Source organism: Hungatella effluvii, assembly GCF_003201875.1.
GTDB lineage: Bacteria > Bacillota > Clostridia > Lachnospirales > Lachnospiraceae > Hungatella > Hungatella effluvii.
In genome coordinates, this window is the sequence record NZ_QJKD01000003.1 from 97,068 (window position 1) to 118,911 (window position 21,844).

Annotated in this window: 19 protein-coding genes; 3 read left to right on the forward strand and 16 right to left on the reverse strand. The window is 51.8% G+C overall.

Annotated elements, in window-relative coordinates; all coding sequences use genetic code 11:
• Complete coding sequence (locus DFR60_RS06370) at positions 1-813, reverse strand: RNA ligase family protein (RefSeq protein WP_110322525.1); 813 nt, start codon at positions 811-813, stop codon at positions 1-3.
• Between the two features lie 607 nt (positions 814-1,420).
• Between DFR60_RS06370 and DFR60_RS06375 the strand changes: the two genes are divergently transcribed.
• A complete protein-coding gene (locus DFR60_RS06375) occupies positions 1,421-1,963 on the forward strand; it encodes a DJ-1/PfpI family protein (protein WP_110322152.1) in 543 nt (180 codons plus the stop codon).
• A gap of 22 nt (positions 1,964-1,985) precedes the next feature.
• Here the strand turns inward: DFR60_RS06375 and DFR60_RS06380 are convergent, their stop codons facing one another.
• The 4 genes from DFR60_RS06380 to DFR60_RS06395 all read right to left on the reverse strand — a co-directional run bounded on the left by DFR60_RS06380 (position 1,986) and on the right by DFR60_RS06395 (position 6,944).
• Positions 1,986-2,186, reverse strand: coding sequence for a helix-turn-helix transcriptional regulator (locus DFR60_RS06380; RefSeq protein WP_025531210.1), 201 nt, complete (start codon positions 2,184-2,186; stop codon positions 1,986-1,988).
• Complete coding sequence (locus DFR60_RS06385; protein WP_110322153.1) at positions 2,179-2,529, reverse strand: DUF3796 domain-containing protein; 351 nt, start codon at positions 2,527-2,529, stop codon at positions 2,179-2,181. The genes DFR60_RS06380 and DFR60_RS06385 overlap by 8 nt, the downstream gene beginning before the upstream one ends.
• Positions 2,530-2,676: 147 nt before the next feature.
• On the reverse strand, positions 2,677-5,871 hold the full coding sequence (gene carB, locus DFR60_RS06390) for a carbamoyl-phosphate synthase large subunit (RefSeq protein WP_110322154.1): 3,195 nt from the start codon (positions 5,869-5,871) through the stop codon (positions 2,677-2,679).
• The gene (locus DFR60_RS06395; RefSeq protein ID WP_110322155.1) at positions 5,871-6,944 is read right to left on the reverse strand and encodes a carbamoyl phosphate synthase small subunit; all 1,074 of its coding nucleotides are present in this window, start codon (positions 6,942-6,944) and stop codon (positions 5,871-5,873) included. The genes carB and DFR60_RS06395 overlap by 1 nt, the downstream gene beginning before the upstream one ends.
• A 293-nt stretch (positions 6,945-7,237) precedes the next feature.
• Between DFR60_RS06395 and DFR60_RS30275 the strand changes: the two genes are divergently transcribed.
• A complete protein-coding gene (locus tag DFR60_RS30275) occupies positions 7,238-7,414 on the forward strand; it encodes a hypothetical protein (RefSeq protein WP_167437531.1) in 177 nt (58 codons plus the stop codon).
• A 169-nt stretch (positions 7,415-7,583) separates the two neighbouring features.
• Positions 7,584-8,855, forward strand: a complete 1,272-nt coding sequence (locus DFR60_RS06400) for a peptidoglycan-binding protein (protein ID WP_110322156.1) — start codon at positions 7,584-7,586, stop codon at positions 8,853-8,855.
• A gap of 129 nt (positions 8,856-8,984) precedes the next feature.
• Here DFR60_RS06400 and DFR60_RS06405 read toward each other — a convergent pair whose 3' ends face one another.
• The 11 genes from DFR60_RS06405 to DFR60_RS06455 form a co-directional block, all read right to left on the reverse strand.
• Positions 8,985-9,890, reverse strand: a complete 906-nt coding sequence (locus DFR60_RS06405) for a DUF368 domain-containing protein (RefSeq protein ID WP_110322157.1) — start codon at positions 9,888-9,890, stop codon at positions 8,985-8,987.
• A 32-nt stretch (positions 9,891-9,922) separates the two neighbouring features.
• Positions 9,923-10,567, reverse strand: a complete 645-nt coding sequence (locus DFR60_RS06410) for an HAD family hydrolase (RefSeq protein ID WP_110322158.1) — start codon at positions 10,565-10,567, stop codon at positions 9,923-9,925.
• 187 nt (positions 10,568-10,754) lie between these two features.
• Positions 10,755-11,393, reverse strand: coding sequence for a cytidylate kinase-like family protein (locus tag DFR60_RS06415; RefSeq protein WP_110322159.1), 639 nt, complete (start codon positions 11,391-11,393; stop codon positions 10,755-10,757).
• A 359-nt stretch (positions 11,394-11,752) separates the two neighbouring features.
• A complete protein-coding gene (locus DFR60_RS06420) occupies positions 11,753-12,535 on the reverse strand; it encodes an N-acetylmuramoyl-L-alanine amidase (protein WP_110322160.1) in 783 nt (260 codons plus the stop codon).
• Between the two features lie 72 nt (positions 12,536-12,607).
• Positions 12,608-14,812, reverse strand: coding sequence for a glycoside hydrolase family 2 protein (locus DFR60_RS06425; RefSeq protein WP_110322161.1), 2,205 nt, complete (start codon positions 14,810-14,812; stop codon positions 12,608-12,610).
• 107 nt (positions 14,813-14,919) lie between these two features.
• Entirely contained in the window at positions 14,920-15,390 is a 471-nt protein-coding gene (locus DFR60_RS06430) for an Lrp/AsnC family transcriptional regulator (RefSeq protein ID WP_110322162.1), read from the reverse strand.
• Positions 15,391-15,695: 305 nt separating this feature from the next.
• A complete protein-coding gene (locus DFR60_RS06435; protein ID WP_110322163.1) occupies positions 15,696-16,925 on the reverse strand; it encodes an LL-diaminopimelate aminotransferase in 1,230 nt (409 codons plus the stop codon).
• A 21-nt stretch (positions 16,926-16,946) separates the two neighbouring features.
• Positions 16,947-17,756, reverse strand: coding sequence for a diaminopimelate epimerase (gene dapF, locus DFR60_RS06440; RefSeq protein WP_110322164.1), 810 nt, complete (start codon positions 17,754-17,756; stop codon positions 16,947-16,949).
• Between the two features lie 10 nt (positions 17,757-17,766).
• Entirely contained in the window at positions 17,767-18,315 is a 549-nt protein-coding gene (locus DFR60_RS06445; RefSeq protein WP_110322165.1) for an ANTAR domain-containing response regulator, read from the reverse strand.
• A 44-nt stretch (positions 18,316-18,359) separates the two neighbouring features.
• Positions 18,360-19,697: a type I glutamate--ammonia ligase gene (gene glnA / locus DFR60_RS06450; RefSeq protein ID WP_110322166.1), complete on the reverse strand. Its 1,338-nt coding sequence runs from the start codon at positions 19,695-19,697 to the stop codon at positions 18,360-18,362.
• Between the two features lie 233 nt (positions 19,698-19,930).
• Complete coding sequence (locus DFR60_RS06455; RefSeq protein WP_110322167.1) at positions 19,931-21,835, reverse strand: heavy metal translocating P-type ATPase; 1,905 nt, start codon at positions 21,833-21,835, stop codon at positions 19,931-19,933.
• Positions 21,836-21,844: the final 9 nt, after the last annotated feature.

Genomic DNA, 21,844 nt, shown 5'->3' on the forward strand with positions numbered 1-21,844 from the left:
TCACACCTCCTCCCGAAGGGGAAGATCCGAGAATAGATCCGTCCCTGGCGCCAGCTGGTTCGGAATAACGGGCCGGTTGAGCCAATGCGTCTCCGAATCGAGAATTGTGTTTAAAAATGTGTTTCTCACATATTTAAACCGGTCCGTCACCAGACCGTCGTCCTCTGCCTTGATGTAGATGCCCTCCATGAGATCGGACATGTCTGTCTGCCGTTTTACCAGTTCCCAATAAAGCCCCTGTTCCTCACACTGTTCCCGCAGGGACTGCTCATACCGCTCCGACTTAAAATGTGACCTGCCAAGCCAGGAAACCAGCTCTTCCAGAGAATTCAGCCTGCCCTCAAACAGAACGAGGACCGACACAATAAACGGGCACCGTAAGAGCAGTTTCCTTCTCGCAGCCGTACTTAAAAAGCATTTCGTTTCCTTATCAAAAATGTCAAATTCCATAAAATAATGGGTAAGCCGGTCATAGTACACCGTGTGTTTGGCATACAGCCACTCTCCGTACATCACATAGCGCGTCCCCAGCATCTCATATAAATCCGCCTGATGGCAGCTGGCCCACGTCTTAAACAGATCAAACTGGCGCTCTCCATAGCCGCCGTTTAAGAAATGGCCCCTGCTCTGGAGCATCAGTTTGCCGTTCTCCCCAAAGCTGACGCCGCAGTTGGCACCATCCACCTTTTCCTCCAGGACTACGAATTTTCCCCGGATCTCCTCGAATCTCACATTTTTCAAATCCTCGTCGCCCGCCTGGATTCTGGAGCCTTCGATATGGCGGGTTCTCGGATATTTATAAATCATTTCCATATTCATTTCACTTCTTTCTCTCTTCATGTTCCCGTTATATGCCACAGACCTTTCAGCCATCCGCCAAAGCGCACGTTTCCATTTTACGCAGCAGGAGCCCTCTCCCATTACACAAGAAAGAGTCCGGCTCGCCGGACTCTCGCGCCAGAGCGCGGTCGCTTCAGCGGCCATACTTCCTTAGCGCGGAGTGTGCATCCTCCCGGAGGGCTTTTATCTCATAGGACGAACTTTCCTGTGAAATAAAAAAGCTGTGGCCCATACATCACCACAACACAAGTTAAGTCCCGCGGCAGCCTCCGGAAGAAGATCCATACGTATCCTCCCTACCAGCCGCTCACGAAAACAGACGAAAAAGAAATTCTTTTTCGGGCGTGTGTACGGTGTAAAAGTATCGTTTATAAGGGTATCAAATCAAGACGGCCCGCACGCTGCGTTCCATCCCAGGTTCCATTGATTTACTTATAAACAAACCATTACATCGTTCTCACCCTTTCTTTATAAATCTAGAGTAATCTTACCATCAAATAAATAGAATGTCAATTTATCTATACAAATAGCGTGCCGTCACCTATAATAAGGATATCAATTTTATTACGGAGGCAGAACTATGCGTAACTACTTTCTTATTTATGACGGCTGCTGTTTCTTTGAGATCGTGCTGCTGGGATATTTCATGAAATACTCCACTCTCGGTGAACAGCCCTGTGCTTACTGCATGGCTGGCTCCGCCGATGACACAGGCGGCGGAACGATCCGCACATCGGAAGGCTTCTGCGTTCAGGCAGACACATTTTTAAAGGATATCGATCCGGACGAAGTCACATCCTTCATCATCCCAGGCGGTGATATCGCCCATGTCAGAGGAGACGAACTGAGAGCCTTCCTTCACAGCCTGAACCGGGACAAATCCTGTATCTGCGCCATCTGCGCCGGCGTCGATCTTCTGGAAGAATACGGTTTTCTGGAAGGAAAAAACACCATTCGGACAAACGAAGATCTGGCTGTGAGCGACGGACGTCTTATCACAGCCAGACCAAACGGATATGTGGATTTTGCAGTCGAAGCAGGTAAGGCCATCGGCCTGTTTTCAGACGAAACCGACATTGCCGAGACACTGGACTTCTTTAAATACCACAAATCAGAGATCTGACTCGGTGCTGCCGCAAACGGCGTCACGATTCATCCACGGTAAATAGTTCCTCAATCGTGACGCCGAAGACCTTTGCGATATTCCAGGCCAGAACAAGGGAAGGATTGTACTTCCCCTTTTCCAGGTTGCCGATCGTCTCACGGCGGACTCCCACTCTGGCCGCCAGTTCTTCCTGCTTCATATCATACCTGGCCCGGTATTCTTTGATCCGGTTTTTAATCATCTCCCGACCACCAGCTTTCTTTTATTCCGTAATAGGCAGTTGATAACGCATAGACCAGCACCGATGCGCTCCACCCCCAGGCGATCCCGATGACAAGCGCCTTGCTGATCCCATAAAGCGCCGCGTAAATCAGCGTCACCACGGCAGTTAAAAGCATGCCGCACATAAATGCCCTGGCAGCGGACTTATTCATATACTCGATCATCATCTCATCTGTCTTTCTGAAAAAGTACTGAAAATCCACCGCAAATCCAAAGAATGCGAGGAAGGTACGCTCCTCCGTGACAATTCCCAGGATACCCAGCAGCGATAGAAATCCCAGACAACCATAGCCGTATTTCATATTCTTACTCCTTTCTATGTGGTATATTTATAACTTTATGTTATAAATATACCACATTTCTATTGAGCTGTCAACAGCCAGCCTCTAACAATATAAACAGGCGGCAGCCACAGATATTTAAACCTGTAACTGCCGCCCGTCTGCCCTTTAAACCGTTGCAATATCAATCAATGTCAATTCATTTGCCCTGTTTTCCATACTGGTCACAAGGGCCGCCGCCGTATCGAGTGAGGTCAGCACGTTTACGCCTGTCTCGATGGCATTTCTTCTGATTATGAAACCGTCACGGCTCTTATCCGCACCCTGCGGCGGGATATCGATAACCAGATCGATCTCGTGTCCCAGAATCAGATCCAGCAGGTTCGGGGACTCCTGTTCCAGCTTTCTTACCGCCAGCGCCTTTACTCCATGGCTGTTTAAGAACTTCGCAGTTCCCGCGGTGGAGAAAATCCGGTATCCCTGTGCCTGGAATCTTCTTGCTATATCCACAGCCTCCTCCTTCTCGGAATCGCGGACTGTGATAATCATATTTTTGTACTTCGGAAGGCGTATGCCTGCTCCCTCAAATGCTTTATAAAGCGCCTCATTGAAGGTCTTCGCAATTCCCAGACACTCTCCGGTAGACTTCATCTCCGGCCCGAGGCTGATATCGGCACCGCGGATTTTTTCAAAGGAGAATACCGGCATCTTGATGGCGATATAGTCCGCGGAAGGCTGAAGTCCCGGCGTATAGCCCAGCTCCCGGATTGTCCGTCCGCAGATGATCTGCGTTGCCAGCGGCACGATGGGGATTCCGGTAACCTTGCTGATATACGGCACGGTACGGGAAGAACGTGGATTCACCTCGATGATGTACACGTCGTCTCCGTCCACAATGAACTGAATGTTGATCATGCCTTTCACGTGAAGGGCTCTCGCCAGCTTCTCCGTATAGTCTACTAAAGTCTCGATGTTCTTCTCTGTCAGATCCTGAGCCGGATAGACGGAAATACTGTCGCCGGAATGAATACCGGTCCTCTCGATATGCTGCATGATTCCCGGGATCAGAATGTCGGTGCCGTCGCAGATGGCGTCAACCTCGATCTCTTTTCCCATGATATACTTATCTACGAGTATTGGATGCTCCTGGGCAATCTGGTTGATGATTCCGATAAATTCGTCCACATCCTGGTCGCTGATGGCGATCTGCATGCCCTGGCCGCCTAAAACATAGGACGGACGGACCAGCACCGGATATCCCAGCTTATGGGCCGCTTCCTTGGCCTCTTCGGCAGTGTAAACCGTATGGCCCGCGGGTCTCGGAATACTGCATTCCTCCAGAATCTTATCGAACAGCTCCCGGTCCTCCGCCGCATCCACATCCTCCGCGGCCGTACCGAGAATGGTCACCCCCATCTTCATCAGACTTTCCGTCAGCTTGATGGCCGTCTGGCCGCCGAACTGAACCACTGCCCCATCCGGCTTTTCGATGTCCACGATGCTCTCCACATCCTCCGGTGTCAGCGGCTCAAAATACAGCTTATCCGCAATATCGAAGTCGGTGCTTACCGTCTCCGGGTTATTATTTACAATAATCGTCTCATAGCCCTCTTTGCTGAACGCCCAGGTGCTGTGAACCGAACAGAAGTCAAACTCGATCCCCTGGCCGATACGGATCGGGCCGGAACCGAGGACAAGCACCTTCTTCCGCCCGCTGGTATATGCGGCTTCATTCTCACTGCCAAAGCAGGAATAGTAGTAAGGCGTCTCCGCCGCAAATTCAGCTGCGCACGTATCCACCATCTTAAACGCGGCCACAATGTTGTTATCCTTACGCATCTGATGAATCTCCTGTTCGGAGCTTCCTGTCAGTCTGGCGATGACGTTGTCCGGGAACTCGATTCTCTTGGCCTCTCTCAGCAGATCCACCGTCAGTGGTCCCTTCTTAAGCGCCTCTTCCATCTCCACGATGATCGCCAGCTTATCGATAAACCATATGTCGATTTTTGTGATCGCATGGATCGTCTCATAGGTGAAGCCGCGTCTTAACGCCTCCGCGATCACCCAGATTCTCCTGTCGTCCACGAGGGCCAGCGTGTCCTTTAATTCCTCGTCGGAAAGCTCCGTAAAATCATAGGACATCAGGCTGTCCACATGCTGCTCTAAGGAACGGATGGCCTTCATTAAGCCGCCTTCAAAGTTCGTACAGATGCTCATAACCTCTCCGGTCGCCTTCATCTGGGTTCCCAGCGTTCTCTTGGCGCTGATGAACTTGTCAAATGGGAGGCGCGGCATCTTGACCACACAGTAATCCAGCATCGGCTCGAAGCTGGCGTACGTCTTCTTCGTAACCGCGTTCTTAATCTCATCCAGAGTATAACCAAGCGCGATCTTGGCCGCAACCTTGGCAATCGGATATCCGGTGGCCTTGGAAGCCAGCGCGGAGGAACGGCTCACTCGGGGATTTACCTCAATGACACAGTATTCAAAGCTGTCCGGATTTAAAGCGTACTGTACGTTACAGCCGCCGGTGATTCCCAGTTCGCTGATAATTTTAAGCGCCGATGTACGAAGCATCTGGTACTCCTTATCGCCCAGAGTCTGGGAAGGAGCCACAACGATGCTGTCGCCGGTATGAACGCCGACCGGATCGATATTTTCCATATTACAAACGGTAATCACATTTCCCGCACCGTCGCGCATCACTTCGTATTCGACTTCCTTCCATCCTGCGATGCATCGCTCCACCAGGACCTGTCCCACACGGGACAGACGAAGGCCGTTTTCCAGAATCTCCGCACATTTCTCCGGGTTCTCAGCGATACCGCCGCCGGAACCGCCCAGTGTGTAAGCCGGACGAAGGACTACGGGATAACCGATCTTTTCCGCGATTTCCAGACCGTGTTTGACATCCTCCACGATATCGGAGGGAGCCACCGGCTCGCCGATCTTCTCCATAGTCTCCTTAAACATCTCACGGTCTTCCGCCTTCTTGATGGTGAGAGCCGTGGTTCCGATCAGACGCACGTTGTGATCCTTAAAAAATCCGGCGTCCTCTAATTCCATGGCAAGATTCAGTCCCGCCTGACCGCCCAGAGTTGGAAGCACGCTGTCCGGTTTCTCCTTCAGGATCAGCTGTTCCACCACTTCTACCGTCAGAGGTTCGATATAGACCCTGTCCGCAATATCCTTATCCGTCATGATGGTGGCCGGATTGGAGTTTAAGAGAACCACCTCGATGCCTTCCTCTTTTAAAGAACGGCACGCCTGGGTTCCCGCATAATCGAATTCCGCCGCCTGGCCGATGATGATCGGACCGGAGCCGAGAACAAGTACTTTTTTAATATCAGGATTCTTCGGCATTACTTTCCCTCCTCCATCATTTTCAAAAATCTGTCAAATAAGTAGCCGGAGTCCAGCGGTCCCGGACATGCCTCCGGATGGTACTGAACCGTAAAAATGTTCTTATTTACGTATTTTAATCCCTCGTTGGTGCCGTCGTTGACATTGACAAATGCCGGAACGGCCGTCTCAGATTTAATTGTATCCATGTCCACCACATAGCCATGGTTCTGTGACGAGATGTAGACGCGTCCTGTCTCCAAGTCCTTTACCGGATGGTTTCCGCCGCGGTGACCGTATTTTAACTTGTGGGTATCCGCGCCTGTGGCCAGCGCCATCAGCTGATGGCCGAGGCAGATGGCAAAGATCGGAACCTCTGATTCATATAATTTGCGGATCTCGGTGATAATATCCGTACACTCCTTTGGATCTCCAGGGCCGTTGGAAAGCATGATTCCGTCAGGATTTTCCGCCAGAATCTCTTCCGCGGCCGTCGCCGCCGGGTATACGGTAACCTGGCAGCCTCTCTCATTCAAAGAACGGGCAATGTTCATCTTGGCGCCTAAATCGAGAAGCGCCACCCTCTTTCCATCTCCCGGAAGCACGTATTTTTCGGCGCAGGTGGTTTTCTTCACCACACCGGTAACCGAATAATTTTTCATACGGGCAACAGCCTCATCACAATCAAAATTTTCATTGGTTGTAATCATGCCGTTCATCGTACCTTTTTCTCTTAAGATTTTTGTTAGGGCTCTCGTATCGATACCACTGATACCTGGAATATCTTGTTCCTCTAAGAAATGCTGAATGGTATCCCCGCTTCTGAAGTTGCTGGGAATTCTAGATAATTCTCTGACAATGTAGCCGTCCGGCCATGCTTTATACGATTCCATATCTTCACGACAAATTCCGTAATTACCAATCAGCGGATACGTCATCACCACGGCCTGCCCCGCGTACGAGGGGTCGGTGAGGACTTCTAAATAACCGGTCATGGAAGTATTAAATACGATTTCGCTGATTACTTCCCTTTTCGAACCAATGCTGGTCCCTGTGAATACGGTTCCGTCTTCCAGTATTAAAAAAGCTTTCATACGTAAAGTCCCAATCCTTTCTTAATGCTATGCGTTGTTTGAGCGCTCTGAAAATCAGCCCAAATTGAATAGATTATACATGATTTCACGACATTTTTCAACTGTTTTCTGCACGATTGCCTGACTATCTTTTTCCGGTTTTCGCAGACTATTTTAAACAAATTATACAATACCCGGTTTTACAAATGGAGATGGATGGTTCTTCCGGCCATGGCATTCACCTCCTTAAGGAATTGCATTCCCGGCGAATAACCGGGTTCAAAACTGCAGAGACTATCTCCGAGGTGATGTTTATGATAGATAACAGTGAAATGCCCATCGGTTTTACCATGGAGCTGGCACAGCATTCCGACATTCTGACCCGTTTTGCGGAGCTTCCGGAATCCAGACGGAACGAACTCGTAGACGGAGCCAGAAACGTTGAGAGCCGGAATGAAATGCGTAACTACGTAGAGTCCATGTTCCGGTAAAACGTCCGGAAATTCGGAATCCCTTCAGTCAGCCAGGATTCCCGGTCTGCGGCGCCTGCCCTCTCCCGGCAGAAACTTTCTCCGCCGCAGCCCGTTTTCCGGAAAAACCGGAACATTTGCGAGACAGCCGTCATATACTGTCAGTAATCATCCAATAAAGGGGCAATCTATGAGAAAATATATGACCGCTGCCGCACTGGAACCTACTGATACCGGCTCACTCCAGGTAAATGTAGTTTCTGCCGAAAACAATTTTCCTATCCGCGATGCCGAAGTTTCCATCGCTTACAAAGGAGATCCTGAAAGCACTGTAGAATCGACGAACACCAATTCTTCCGGCCAGACCGGGGAGATCCGCTTAGCCGCTCCTCCGCTGGAATACAGCCTGTCGCCCGGCTTAACCCAGCCCTATTCCGAATATACCATCACCATCCGGGCGCGGGGCTTTGCGGAAGTCGCTATCTCCGGAACGGAAATCCTGCCGGACGCTCTTGCGATCCAGCCGGTCCGTATGACGCCACTGGCCGACGAGGTATCACCGGACACTCCCATCGTCATTCCGGATCATACGCTCTATGGCTACTATCCGCCTAAAATTGCTGAAGCTGAAGTAAAGCCGGTGGCTGAAACTGGTGAGATCGTCTTAAGCCGCGTGGTAGTTCCTCAGACCGTCGTGGTTCATGACGGGGTTCCTACCGACTCAACCGCCCCCAATTACTACGTTCCATACCGGGACTACATCAAGAATGTGGCCTCCAGTGAAATTTATGCCACCTGGCCCCGTTCCTCCATCACGGCAAACGTTCTGGCCATCATGAGTTTCACACTGAACCGTGTCTACACGGAGTGGTACCGCAACCAGGGCTACGATTTCACCATTACCTCTTCCACCGCTTTTGACCATAAATGGATCTACGGCAGAAATATCTTCCAGTCCATCTCCGAGGTTGTGGATGAGATCTTCGACAACTACTTATCGCGTCCCGAGGTCAAACAGCCGATCTTGACCCAGTACTGTGACGGCAACCGGGTGTCCTGCCAGCACAAAGGCTGGATGACGCAGTGGGGCTCCGCCGACTTAGGTGAGCGCGGATACAGCCCCATTGAAATTCTGCGCTATTTCTACGGTGATGACATGTACATCAATACCGCCGAGCAGATTTCCGGCATCCCCGCTTCCTGGCCCGGCTACGATTTAACCATCGGCTCCAGCGGCCAGAAGGTACAGCAGGTGCAGGAACAGCTGGATGCCATCGCCACCGTCTACAGCGCCATCCCGCACATCACGCCGGATGGAATCTTCGGACCGGCAACCGCTGCCGCTGTGCGGGAATTCCAGTCCATATTCGGCCTCCCTGTGACGGGAGTCATCGATTTCCGTACCTGGTATAAAATCTCCCATATTTATGTGGGAATCACAAGAATCGCCGAGTTAAATTAATTAATATAATAAGAAGAAACAAAAAAAAGCCAGATGCATCGGTTCTGCTGATCAGACGATGCATCTGGCTTTTTGTATTGCTGTTTTTTGTATTCCTGTTTTTTGTATTCCCGTTCCTCAACCGCCGGCTCATCCTTCTCCGCCGCACCGAACCGCCGCCACGTATCCTAGCAGGCACAGGGAAATCCCGCCAAGCAGCTGGTAGAGTTCGATCTGTTTCCACGCCACATCCCACAGGATCACCACCGGCGAGGAGAATACCAGGCCGATGATCACGCGGTACATCTGGCGCTCATGATTGACCAGAAGATGTTCCACAATTTTGGCAAACAGAAAAATTCCGAGTCCCAGCCCTGTAAAATACGGAAGCAGGACCAGTCCATCGGACAGAAGCGCTGGAAAATCAAACGCGGCGGCTGCCCTGATACAGCCGTTTGTCGTCTGCAGCAGCGGCTCGTACACACCGATCATCATCATGATCATGGAGCCGCTCACGCCCGGAACCACCATGGTTCCCGCAGCCAGTATACCCACGAAGAACATGGAGAAGATCCAGAACCGACCGGAAGAGAGATAGGCCGCTCCGGTCTTCACCGCCTCGCCTCCAGCCTGGGAACCGGAGGCGAGGGACATTCCGCCAGCTACGGTGATGAAGATCACCACGGCGGCTGTGATGCAGATCGTCACCGCCCCCAGTCTCTTCTCCCCAGGCTCCGCCTTCGCCTTCGTCTTCTCAAACAGGGCCGGAAGGCCGCCGCCGATAAGCCCGATAAACGCCAGTTTCGTCTGTAAGGGAAACGTCCCAAATAAGTATTCGAACACCAGAGACAGACTGATGATCCCAGCCACCGCCCCCAGACCGTAGGGAAACAGCGTTTTTATACTTTCCACCGGTTCCTTAAAGAGCCGGTTCACCGCATGGATGATCGTGTCGTACACGCCCATGGATATGGCCAGCATCCCGCCGCTGATGCCGGGAAGGATATTGGCAATTCCTATGACCACGCCTTTCAGCAATTCACCGATATACTCCAAATCATTCCTCCTTCAAGGTTGTATATCGTATTTTATGCTTCATCCACCACTTCTAATACCTCTTTCACCCTGGCAATGTGATAATCCGCCAGACTCTGGTCGAAATTGTAGCGGTTATCGATCACCGCCGCGATCTTCATCCCGGCTCTGCTGGCCGCAGTGATCCCGATGGTGGAATCCTCCACCGCCAGACACTCTTCCGTCCTGACGCCCAGCTGGGCCGCTGTATACTGATAGATTTCAGGGTCCGGTTTGCTCCGTTTAAACTGGTTGCCGCTGACCACTACTTCAAAATATTCCCGGATCTCATTTTCACGAAGGACCCGTTCCACTAAGTCCAGCTGAGTGGAAGAAGCCAGTGCGAGCCGATATCCCTTTTCCTTCAAAGTTTTTAAGACCTCTGTAACTTCGGGGCGGTAGATCTCTCTATAGTCCACCTCACTGTAAATATCACGCTGACGGCACTCATCTCTCAATTCCTCCCACGGCTGTCCGTTATCGACCGCACGCTCCAGTACCTCCCACGCCTCTTTTTTCGTCGCGCCAACCATCGGATAAAGTTGTTCGATGCGCACGTCCGGGTTCTTCTTCCTGGCAAATTCCAGCTGAAATTCCAAATACGTTCCCTCACTGTCGATGATCACGCCATCCATGTCAAAAATCACTGCCTTAACCATGTGTTTCCTCTCTCCTGTCCCTTATCCTGCGTTACCAGTATTTCCGTTATTACCATTCCCAAGCACCTTTCCGCAAGTCTGGCTTGCCCGGATGGCTCTATCATATCACATTACTGACGGTTTTCACAATATATCATTTTCATCCGTCAGAAAGCGGCACAGCCAAACCTGACTGTGCCGCCCGAACTCATATGTTATAGCCTCTGATCTTTATGTACTCCTCGATCATTCTGACACTTCCCTTAATTCCGGCCGTTGATGTATTGATCAGAAGATCGTAGTTCTCCGGGTCCGCCCATCCTCTCCCCGTGTAATAACGGTAATAATTCCGGCGTTCCTTGTCAATCCGCTTCACATTCTTCTTAATGTCCTCCGGCGCATAGAGTTCTTTCTCCTTTACCCTGCGGATTCTCGCGTCCATATCCGAATAAATGAAGATCCGCACCAGTTCGATATTGTCCGCATCCTCCAGTACGTAATCCGCGCACCGGCCCACAATGACGCAGGACTGCTCCTCTGCCAGCTTCCGGATCACCTCCGACTGAAAACGAAATAAGTTGTCCGCCGAGATCAGGTCCGAACCGAAGCTGGGGCCTCTCATCTCCGGCGTCATGCTGCTGATAATCCGGTACAGAAGCCGGTTCCCCGCTTTCTCATCCGCCAGATGAAAGTAACTCTCCTTGATGCCGCTCTCGTCGGAATTCATACGCAGGATATTCTTGTCGTAAAAATCAATTCCCAGTTCTCCCGCCAACTTCCGACCGATTTCATTGCCGCCGCTGCCATACTGACGGCCAATGGTAATAACAAGTTTCTTATCTCCCATGTGAATCCCTCCTGTGCATGCGTGACCGTTGATTTGTTGTTTTTCTGTCTTCATTATAACACATATTTTCTGCCGCGGACACTATTTTTACGGAATATGGAGTTCCCCAGCTGGATCATATTATAGTTCACAGCCATGTCGGTCTCTGCTTCCCGGTCTGCTCCGGCTGGCTTATGTGTTGTTTCCAGTGACTTTGCAGGGGATTAGCAATTCTGCACGTTTAGAAGTGCTTATCCCCGAAACTGGAACTGGAAACAACACATAAGCCAGCCGGAGCAGACCGGGAAGCAGAGACCGACATGGCTGTGAACGGTAACGGGACCATTTTCACCGTTGGAAAATGGTCCCGGTCCGGTCTCTTAAGAAACTGCCGGTCTTCTGACAAGAAATGTATTGTATCCATACCGTCTCAGCTCCTGCTCCATGCGCACGGCGTTATCCAGCTCCCGGAAAGCGCCGGCACGTACCTTGAATAAACCGTCCTCACTGACGATAAAGGCCGGGAATCCCTGGGACCGCAGTGTGTTCATCTGCTGCTCTGCCAGAGAGCGGATGCGGTAAGCTCCCGTCTGAATCTGGTAGTACTCCGGCTGCTCCGCTTCCCCTTCCCGGATCGTTGTCAGAATTCCGTCGGCAATCGCTTTTGCGATGGCATCGAAATTATCATCAAAGAGCTGGTTGTCGGCCTCATTGTCGATGAATCCCACCTCCACCAGAACGGCCGGCATCTCGGTTCTGCGAAGCACGACCAGCCCCGGCCTCTCGATGATGCCCAGGTTGGCAAACCCCGTATTGGCCAGCTCTTCATTGATATTGTTCGCAAGCTGGGCCGGAACCCCCTTATTCTCAAATACGAGACTCATGACTCCGGAGGCGTTGCCCGGTATCGGCATGGCATTCCGGTGAATCGATACGAAATAGTCCGCTCCCGCCTCATTCGCCATCGTGGCCTTTTCCAGAGGCGTATTATACGTATCATCTGTTCTTGTATATCTGACGTCTACTCCATTCTCCGACAGAATTTTTCCTACCGCCAGGGCAAGCCTCAATGCATCGTCCTTTTCCTGTCTTCCTTCAAATTTTGCGCCCGGATCAGCGCCGCCGTGACCGGCATCTATCACTACTATCTTTCTTTCAGCCAAAAGAAAAACTCCTTTCACATACCTCTATGATGTAAAGTATGTGAAAAGAGCCCTGAATGTACCATTTTTGATCTATTCCTGTAGTTTCTTCACTTTTGTAAGGCGTTCATTCAGCCGGACAACCCATTCCTTGCGTATGAGTCCTCCCGATTTCCTTGCAATGCTTTCTAACGGAAACTCTCCCAGTGTATGCAGCAGGGGCTGGCTCAACACATCGGCTCCCGCCTCCTCCTCCAAAACCTTTTTTGCCACCGGATTATCCAAAATCTCATCCAGTGTATCGTATACGGAATGATACCCGTTCCTCACACGGTACTCGGTCGCCACCTCCCGCATCTCCGCATTCCTGTCCTGTCTGAATAAATAGGAAGGTTCATCCGCCTGTTCTCCATACAGGATCACATCGTCGTAATCTCCGCGCTCCGTCTTCACCAGAATATCATTCTTCCCCGGAAGCAGTACCACCCCGTCCAGCCAGAAGATATGGCAGTCCTTGCACATGGCTCCCATGGATTTGCTGTTCACAAACAGCTCCACATCCTCTGCGTTTGAATAAACACGGATGGTGTTCCTGCTTTCCGCCCGTCTCTTATAACGCTTTCCGGTAATATGAACCACAGGCTCCCCGGACCACTCCGCCTTGTACAGGTAGAACGCATCCTTTCTCGTCCTTCGGTCATACGTGACCAGCCCCTTGTTATTTCTCCCGCTCACACCGCCTTCCCTGCGGTTGACGGAGGCAAAATCACACAGATTCCACACATAGGACGCCCATACCAGCGGATGCTCCCTTATGATTGCCAGCATTTCTTCGTGGTACAGAGACTGGTAGCTCTCGGAGTAATCGCCTCTCGTCGGCGAACCGGTCTGGTAAGTCAGAATTCCATCGGCGCCGTATTCCGATATGGCGATCGGAACGGGCACCTGCTTCTGCTGCAGTTCATCCAGCCAGACTCCCAGGTCACTGCACTCGCCCACATACCACCCGTAATAGACGTTATAGCCGATTCCGTCGGTAATAGCGCTCAGAGGGCTGTCCTCCGCAAGCATCATCATGTGGGAGCAGACCGTGATGCGTCCGGGATCGAGGCGTTTCGCCAATGCATTCATCTCCCGAAGCGCCGCCTCCACCCAGTCCTCTGCGCCGAACATGGTCACATCGTTGCCGATTCCCCAAAAGCAGATGGACGGATGATTGTAGTTCTGTTTTATCAGCTCCGTCAGCTGCAAAAGAGCGTTTTCTCTGGCCGCCGCACTGTCTGAGAGCCTGGAGATAAACGGAATCTCCGCCCATACTGCCAGCCCCTCCCGGTCGCACAGCTCATAAAAATAAGGAGCGTGCTGATAGTGGGCCAGCCTTACGGTATTGGCGCCGATTTCCTTTAAGAGGGCCATGTCCTCTTCCATATCCTCCCGGGAAATGGCCCATCCGCGGTCCTCCCGGTCCTGATGGAGCCCCACGCCATGGAGACGCAGCCTCTGCCCGTTCATCTGAAAACCGCTGTCTGCGGAAAGGCTGATGCTTCGGAAGCCGAATCGGATCATCCGCTTCTCCATCCACTTTCCGTCCTTCAGCAAATCCGCAGACAGCGTGTACTGATAAGCACCCCCGCGTCCATTCCACAAAACAGGCTGCTCGACAAAAAGTTCTGCCGGCTCCTTTCCTGCCTTGACCGTCGCTTTCGCACACAGCTCCCCGTCCTGATCCAGCACCTGGCAGCAGACCTCGCACCCCTCCGGCTCGTCCACCACGCTGTACACGCGGACCCTTCCTCTGCCGCCGCCTGTAATCTCCGGAATGATATAAACACCCTCGGAGCCGTCGTCATCCAGGCTGAATCTCGACGCATCCGCCACCACCAGATTGACATCCCGGTAAATACCGCCGAAAAACGTGTAGTCCGCCGCAATCGGATACACATCGTCGCGCACGGAATTGTCCACCCGCACTTCAATCCGGTTGTACTGCCCCGCTCTCATCCATTCCGTAATGTTAAACCGGAATAAGGAGTAGCCGCCCTTATGCGTCCCCACCGGCTGACCATTGACCACAACCTCGGCGACACTGCCCGCAGCGCCTATCTCCAGATAGATGTCCCTGTCTTTCCAGTCATCCGACATCTCAATCTGCTTTTCATAGATGCACACTCCCACATAGCCGCCGTTTCCATTCTGCCCTCCCCTGATATCCCAGATGTGAGGCAGCGTGACCACGGCGGCAGGGCTTCCATCGCCTTTTCTGAATTTCCAGTCAGAATTAATATTATATCTTCTCATTCTGCTCCTCCCTGCTGAAAACGCATCCCTGTCAGACTGATACCTTTAGCTACATTATACAAAACCTTCAGAAAAGGTACAATACTTTTTATAAAAATGCACTATAATTAATAATTAGTCGACTGAAGAAAGGAATCGCCGGCCTCCATTCCATCCGCCCCCCTCGGACCGATCGGAGTTGACAGTACGATCTGTGTGTTCGTCTTCCCGTATTTCTGCACTTCACCGATAAAAGCGTCCAGTTCCATGGTGCTCCGGAAGGCCACCTTCAGCAGCATGGAATAGTCTCCCGTCACGCAGCTGCACTCCAGCACATTGGGGATCTCCGCCATACGATCGTAAAATCCTGGCTTATCTCCAGGCAGAACATCCAGATTTACATATGCAGTGATGTGATATCCCAGCTTAACCGGATCCACCGCCGCATGATACCCGGTGATGATATCCTCCCGTTCCAGTTTTCCAATCCTGGAGGAAACCGCCGGCGAAGACAGAAAGGTATTCTCAGCAATCTTCTTGAGGGAATACCTTGCATTTTCCTGCAGCATCTGCAATATTTTCTTATCGATCTCATCCATCTGATTTTTCTCTCCTTTTATAAAATAAAAATTCCGGCAGGCGGGGCCCCCGTAAAAGAATAAAGAGTCCGGCTCGCCGGACTTTCGCGCCGGAGCGCGGCTGCTTCAGCGGCCATACTTCCTTAGCGCGGAGGGCGCATCCTGCCCGGAGGGCTTTTTTGTGTAATAGGAGTACTTTTCTAATTACATAAAAAAAGCGTCAGTACCACCAGGGTACGAACGCTTTTGTCCTTTTTATTCACAACCATTATCTTTATTTTCTTATTTCTCATCTATCATAACCACAGAAAGAGCGGTTGTCAACGTTATTTTCTTAGGGAAACCATATTTTTCATGCGTTCCACGGCCTCCACCGTGTTCTCATACGTGCCGAATGCCGTTAAACGGAAGTATCCCTCGCCGCTGGGCCCGAATCCGCTTCCAGGAGTTCCCACCACGCCAGCCTCGTTTAAGAGGCAGTCAAAAAACTCCCAGGAGGTCATTCCGCCAGGGACTAAAAGCCAGATATAGGGGGCGTTGACACCGCCGTACACCTCACAGCCAATTTCCTTCAGCCCTTCATAGATCACCTTCGCATTTCTCATATAATAGGCCACCTGCTCCTTTAGCTGCGCTCTGCCTTCCGGAGAGTATACCGCCTCACCGGCCTTCTGAACGATATAGGGGGCGCCGTTAAACTTCGTTCCGTGGCGCCTCGCCCACAGGGAATGAAGCATGACACCTCCGCGGACCAGTTCCTTCGGAATCACGGTAAAGCCCAGACGCACGCCGGTAAAGCCGGCATTTTTCGAGAAGGAACGGAACTCTATGGCACACGTTCTGGCCCCGTCGATCTCGAAGATGGAGTGTGGAACCGACGGCTCTGCGATATACGCCTCATAAGCCGCATCGTAAAGGATCACGGCTCCCGTTCTGTTGGCATAGTCGACCCACACCTTAAGCTGGTCTCTCGTAAGCGTCGTTCCGGTCGGATTGTTTGGAACGCACAGATAGATCAGATCGGGAGTCTCCTCGGGGAGCTCCGGAACAAACTGGTTTTCCGCCGTGCACGGCATGTAAATGACTCTGCTCCATTTTCCCGTCTTCTCATCATACTCCCCGGTTCTGCCGGCCATGACATTGGAATCCACGTAAACCGGATAGACCGGATCGCAGACGGCAATGACCGCGTCCTCGCTGAAAATCTCCTGGATATTGCCGCAGTCGCATTTCGCACCGTCGGAGATGAAGATTTCATCCGCCTCGATCTTACATCCGCGGGCCTCGTAATCGCCAGCCGCGATGGCCTCCCGCAAAAAGCCATAGCCCAGATCCGGCGCGTAACCATGAAATGTCTCTGCACTGCCCATCTCATCCACGGCATCGTGAAGCGCCTTTATGAGAGCCGGCGCAATAGGCTGCGTGACGTCGCCGATTCCCAGACGGATAATCTTCTTATCCGGATTTGCAGCAGTATAGGCGTTCACCTTTTTTGCGATAGCGGAAAACAGGTAGCTTCCCGGCAGTTTCAGATAGTTGTCATTTACTTTTACCATCGATGTCCTCCTGTGAGCATATTATAAATTTTCTGGATCAAATTCCCCCTGAAATACTTCCACGGCCGGCCCGGTCATATACACATGGCCGCTCTCCCGGTCCCAGGTAATGCTTAATATTCCCCCCTTCAGTTCCACCTCCACGGTATTCTCCGTCCTGCCGCTTAAGACGGAGGCCACAGCGCTTGCCGTCGCTCCCGTGCCACAGGCCCACGTCTCCCCGCTTCCGCGCTCCCACACACGCATGCGGAGATGGCTTCTGTCGATCACCTGGATAAACTCTGAGTTGGTCCGTTCCGGAAAACGTTCATGTGTCTCAAACGCCGGTCCCATGGCCTCTAAATCCAGTCCGTCAATCTCATCCATATAATAGATGGCGTGAGGATTTCCCATGGAGATTCCAATGAATTCATAGGACCGGCCGTCGATCATGATCGGCTCCGGCACCTCTCCCGTCACCTCGGGAATCCCCATATCCACGGTGATTAATGAGGCCTTACCGCCCTCGTCAGTAACCTTTAAATGCTTGATTCCCGCCTTTGTCTCCACATCGAATTCATCCTTTTCCACAATATGGTGGTCGTACACGTATTTTCCCACACACCGAATTCCGTTTCCGCACATCTCGCTCTCGGAGCCGTCGGCATTAAACATCTTCATGCGGCAGTCCGCCTGCCCGGAAGGGCAGATCAGAATCAAGCCATCCGAACCAATTCCAAAATGGCGGTCACTAACCTTCACCGCCAGCTCCTCCGGCCGTTCCACCGTCTCCTCAAAACAGTTGATATACACGTAGTCGTTACCCGTTCCCTGCATCTTTGTAAACTTCATGGTATCCCCCTTATCTGTTAATCAGACTCATGATCATCTGCGCGGTTTCCACCATGTTGGTGCCGCTGTCCATGCTGCATTTCTGCAGATAGCGGTGGGCATCCGCCTCAGTCATATGATTTCTGTCCATCAGAAGTTCCTTCGCCTGTTTGATTAATTCCTGTTCTTCCCTGCTCCGTTCCAGAGGCTTCAGTCTCTGTTTTCTCCTTCTCCTGACCAGCGATTCCATCATCATCTCCAGAGTGCTGATCAGATCGTGAACCTTCAGGGGCAGTCCGAGACAGACCACATCCTCCGGCGCTCTTCCGTTCCAGAGTCCCGGCGATGCCACCAAAAGCATCCGGACTCCCGGCGGCAGACAGTCGTAGAGTTCCTCGTACACCATGTCTGCAAATCTTGCCCCGCATACCACAATCCCGCTTCCCAGTTCATCGGCGCTGTTAATGGCCTGTGCGCCGGAAGTACAGACCGACGCGACCGAAAAGCCATTTTTTGCAAGAATATTCCTAATATTTTTTGCGTCCTCCGGTTTGGAGAACGCCACAATCACATTGGCCAAGCGCACTCACCTCCAGGGTATCGAATCAGCTGCGAAACAAAATATCAATACTTATACAAGTACTCCTTTGTCTCCCAATCCGTTACGTACGCCCGGAACATCCGCCATTCGGCTTCCTTGGCCTCCAGATACTTGGTATAAATATGCTCTCCCAAAACCTCTTTCATGAATTCGCTGCTCTTAAATTCCTCGATGGCCTCTCCGAGCGTCTCAGGAAGCCTGGAAATACCGCGCGCAAGAACCTCCTCCGGCGCCATGGTATAAATATTAGTATCCACACTGTCAGGCGGAACCATACCTTTTTTAATCCCGTCCAGGCCAGCCGCCAGGCAGGCCGCCAGCGCCAGATACGGATTGACGGAAGGGTCCGGGCAGCGCAGCTCGATCCGGGTGCTCTCTCCTCTTGACGACGGAATCCGAATCAGCGGACTGCGGTTTGCCTTTGCGGACCACGCGATATAGATGGGCGCGTCGTATCCAGGCACGAGCCGCTTGTAGGAATTCACCAGAGGATTCGTTAAAATGGTCATCTCCTTCATATGGCAGAGGATGCCGGCCATAAACTGGTAGGCGAGCTGGCTGAGCCCCAGCGGATCCGTCTCATCCTCAAATAAATTCTTTCCATTTAAATCAGACAGGGACATATTTAAATGCATACCCGATCCATTGACTCCCGCCTTAGGCTTCGGCATAAACGTGGCATGAAGGCCGTGGCGTTTCGCAATCGCTTTTACTGCCATCTTAAACGTCATGACATTGTCGGCCGTTACCAGCCCTTCCGCGTATTCGAAGTCGATTTCATGCTGTCCCGGCGCCATCTCGTGGTGAGAGGCCTCTATCATAAATCCCATGTCCTCCAGATTGAGCACGATATCCCGGCGGACATTCTCTCCCTGATCAATAGGAGCCACGTCGAAGTACCCGGCCATTTCGTGGGTCTCCGTCGTCGGTCGGCCTTCCTCATCTGTCTGAAAAATAAAAAATTCGCATTCCGGTCCGGCGTTAAAGACAAACCCCATATCGGCCGCTTCCTTTAGCACGCTTCTCAGCACATACCGCGGATCCCCCTCAAACGGAGTCTTATTGGGACGGTAGACGTCACACATCAGCCGCGCCACCTTTCCCTGCTGCGGGCGCCACGGAAAAATCTCAAAGGTATCCAGATCCGGATATAAATACATATCGGATTCCTCGATCCGCACAAAGCCCTCGATTGAGGACCCGTCAAACATGCAGCGGTTATCGAGCGCCTTCTTCAGCTGGCTCGATGTAATGGCAACATTTTTCAGCATGCCAAAAATGTCAGTGAATTGAAGCCGGATAAACTCCACATCTTCCTCTTCCACGATTCGGAAGATATCTTCCTTACTGTATTTGCTCATAATAGCGTCTCCCTTTCCTCTTACACAAAAAGGGGCGTGATGTACCAGAACCCCTGACCGGAGCGTCCGCCCCGATGAAATTCTCTTACATCACCCCCGTTATATGCATAAAATATAACAGCTTGAGAAAAGTTTGTCAATGTATTTTTATTCTTATTCTGGAAGCATTTTATTCATATTTGGAAAACAATCCAGTCATCCGGTTTTCCCGAAAAGGTATGGGGCCATTTTCCTTAAACTTCCGTACCTGCGCTGCCCTCAAACGTCTTCTCCCGCGCATTCTTATAATTCAGCGCCCGGATGGCATTTAAAATCGCCAGTACAGAAACCCCCACATCGGCGAATACCGCCGCCCACATGGTTGCAAATCCAAGTGCCGTAAGAATCAGAACCAGCACCTTGACACCGATTGCAAATATAATATTCTGTTTCACAATCCGCATGGTTTTTCTGGCGATAACGATGGCATCCACGAGTTTGGAAGGTTCGTCTGTCATAATCACCACGTCCGCCGCTTCCACTGCCGCGTCGGAACCGATTCCGCCCATGGCGATACCGATATCCGCCCTGGCAAGAACGGGGGCGTCATTGATGCCGTCGCCCACGAATCCCAGTGTGCTGCCTTCCGGCTTCGTAGTGAGGAGTTCTTCTACCTTTCCCACTTTATCCCCTGGCAGGAGGCCGCCGTACGCTTCGTCGAGGCTCAGCTTATCTGCAACCGCCCTGCCCACTTCCGGTTTGTCTCCGGTCAGCATTATGAGACGTCTGACGCCGGCTCTTCTCAGTCCGTGCAGTGCTTCCGGCACATCCTCTCGCACTGTATCGGAGATGATGATGGAACCGAGGAACACGCCGCCTTCTGCGATGTAGAGGGATGTTCCTATGATTTCCGGCACATCCGAAATGGTGATTCCCTGTGCCTTCATCAGCCGTTCATTACCGATATATAAGTCTTTTCTGCCGTTCTCCAGATCCAGTACGGCGTGAATTCCGTGTCCGGCAATCTCTTCCGCCGTGACGATCCTGGATTCCTCCACGCTCTTTCCATATGCGTCCTTCACCGACAGGGCAATCGGATGATTGGAATGAAACTCTCCGTAGGCCGCCAGTTCAAGCAGTTCGTCCTTCGTTCCTTCCACCGGTTTTACCCGTGTCACCTGGAACTTTCCGGTGGTCAGCGTTCCTGTCTTATCAAATACCACCGTATCGAGTGACGCCACCGCTTCCAGATAGTTGCTTCCTTTCATCAGGATCCCCTGCTTCGAAGCCGCTCCCAGACCGCCGAAGAAGCTGAGCGGAACAGAGATAACCAGTGCGCATGGGCAGGACACTACCAGGAAGCTGCACGCGCGGTAAATCCAGATCCCCCAGTTTCCTCCCGTGATCAGAGGCGGAATAATAGCCAGAACAAGCGCCAGACAGACCACCACAGGGGTATACACTCTGGCAAATTTCGTGATGAAGTTCTCGGCTTTTGCCTTTCTGGAGCTGGCGTTTTCCACCAGTTCCAGGATCTTTGCCACGGTGGAGTCGTCGAACAGCTTCGTCACCTGGACCTCCAGAACTCCGTTTAAATTGATGGAGCCGCTGATAATCGGATCATGATCCTTTACCTCCACCGGCATGGACTCTCCGGTCAGCGCCTTCGTATCAAGGCTGGAGCTTCCTTTTATAATCACGCCGTCGAGCGGTACCTTTTCCCCTGGCTTAACGACGATCGTATCTCCGACTTCGACTTCATACGGATCGACCTTCTCTTCTTTTCCATCCCGGACCAGGTTGGCATACTCCGGGTTGATATCCATCAGCTCGGTGATGGACTTTCTCGACTTGTTGACAGCATAATCGCTGAATAACTCTCCTACCTGATAAAACAGCATGACCGCAACCGCTTCTTCCAGGGCTCCGCATCCGATCGCTCCGAAGGTTGCCACTGTCATCAGGAAATTCTCATCAAATACCTGGCCATGGGAAATATTGCGCACCGCCTTTAGCGGAATGTCATAACCGGCCGACAGATAAGAAATCATAAACGGAATCCATGCATAAGCCGTCTTCCCTTCCATCAGGGCTCCCGCAATCAGAAATACCGCGCTGACCGCCAGCCTTACTACCATCGTTTTCTGTTTTTTCGTCATCGCTGCTCC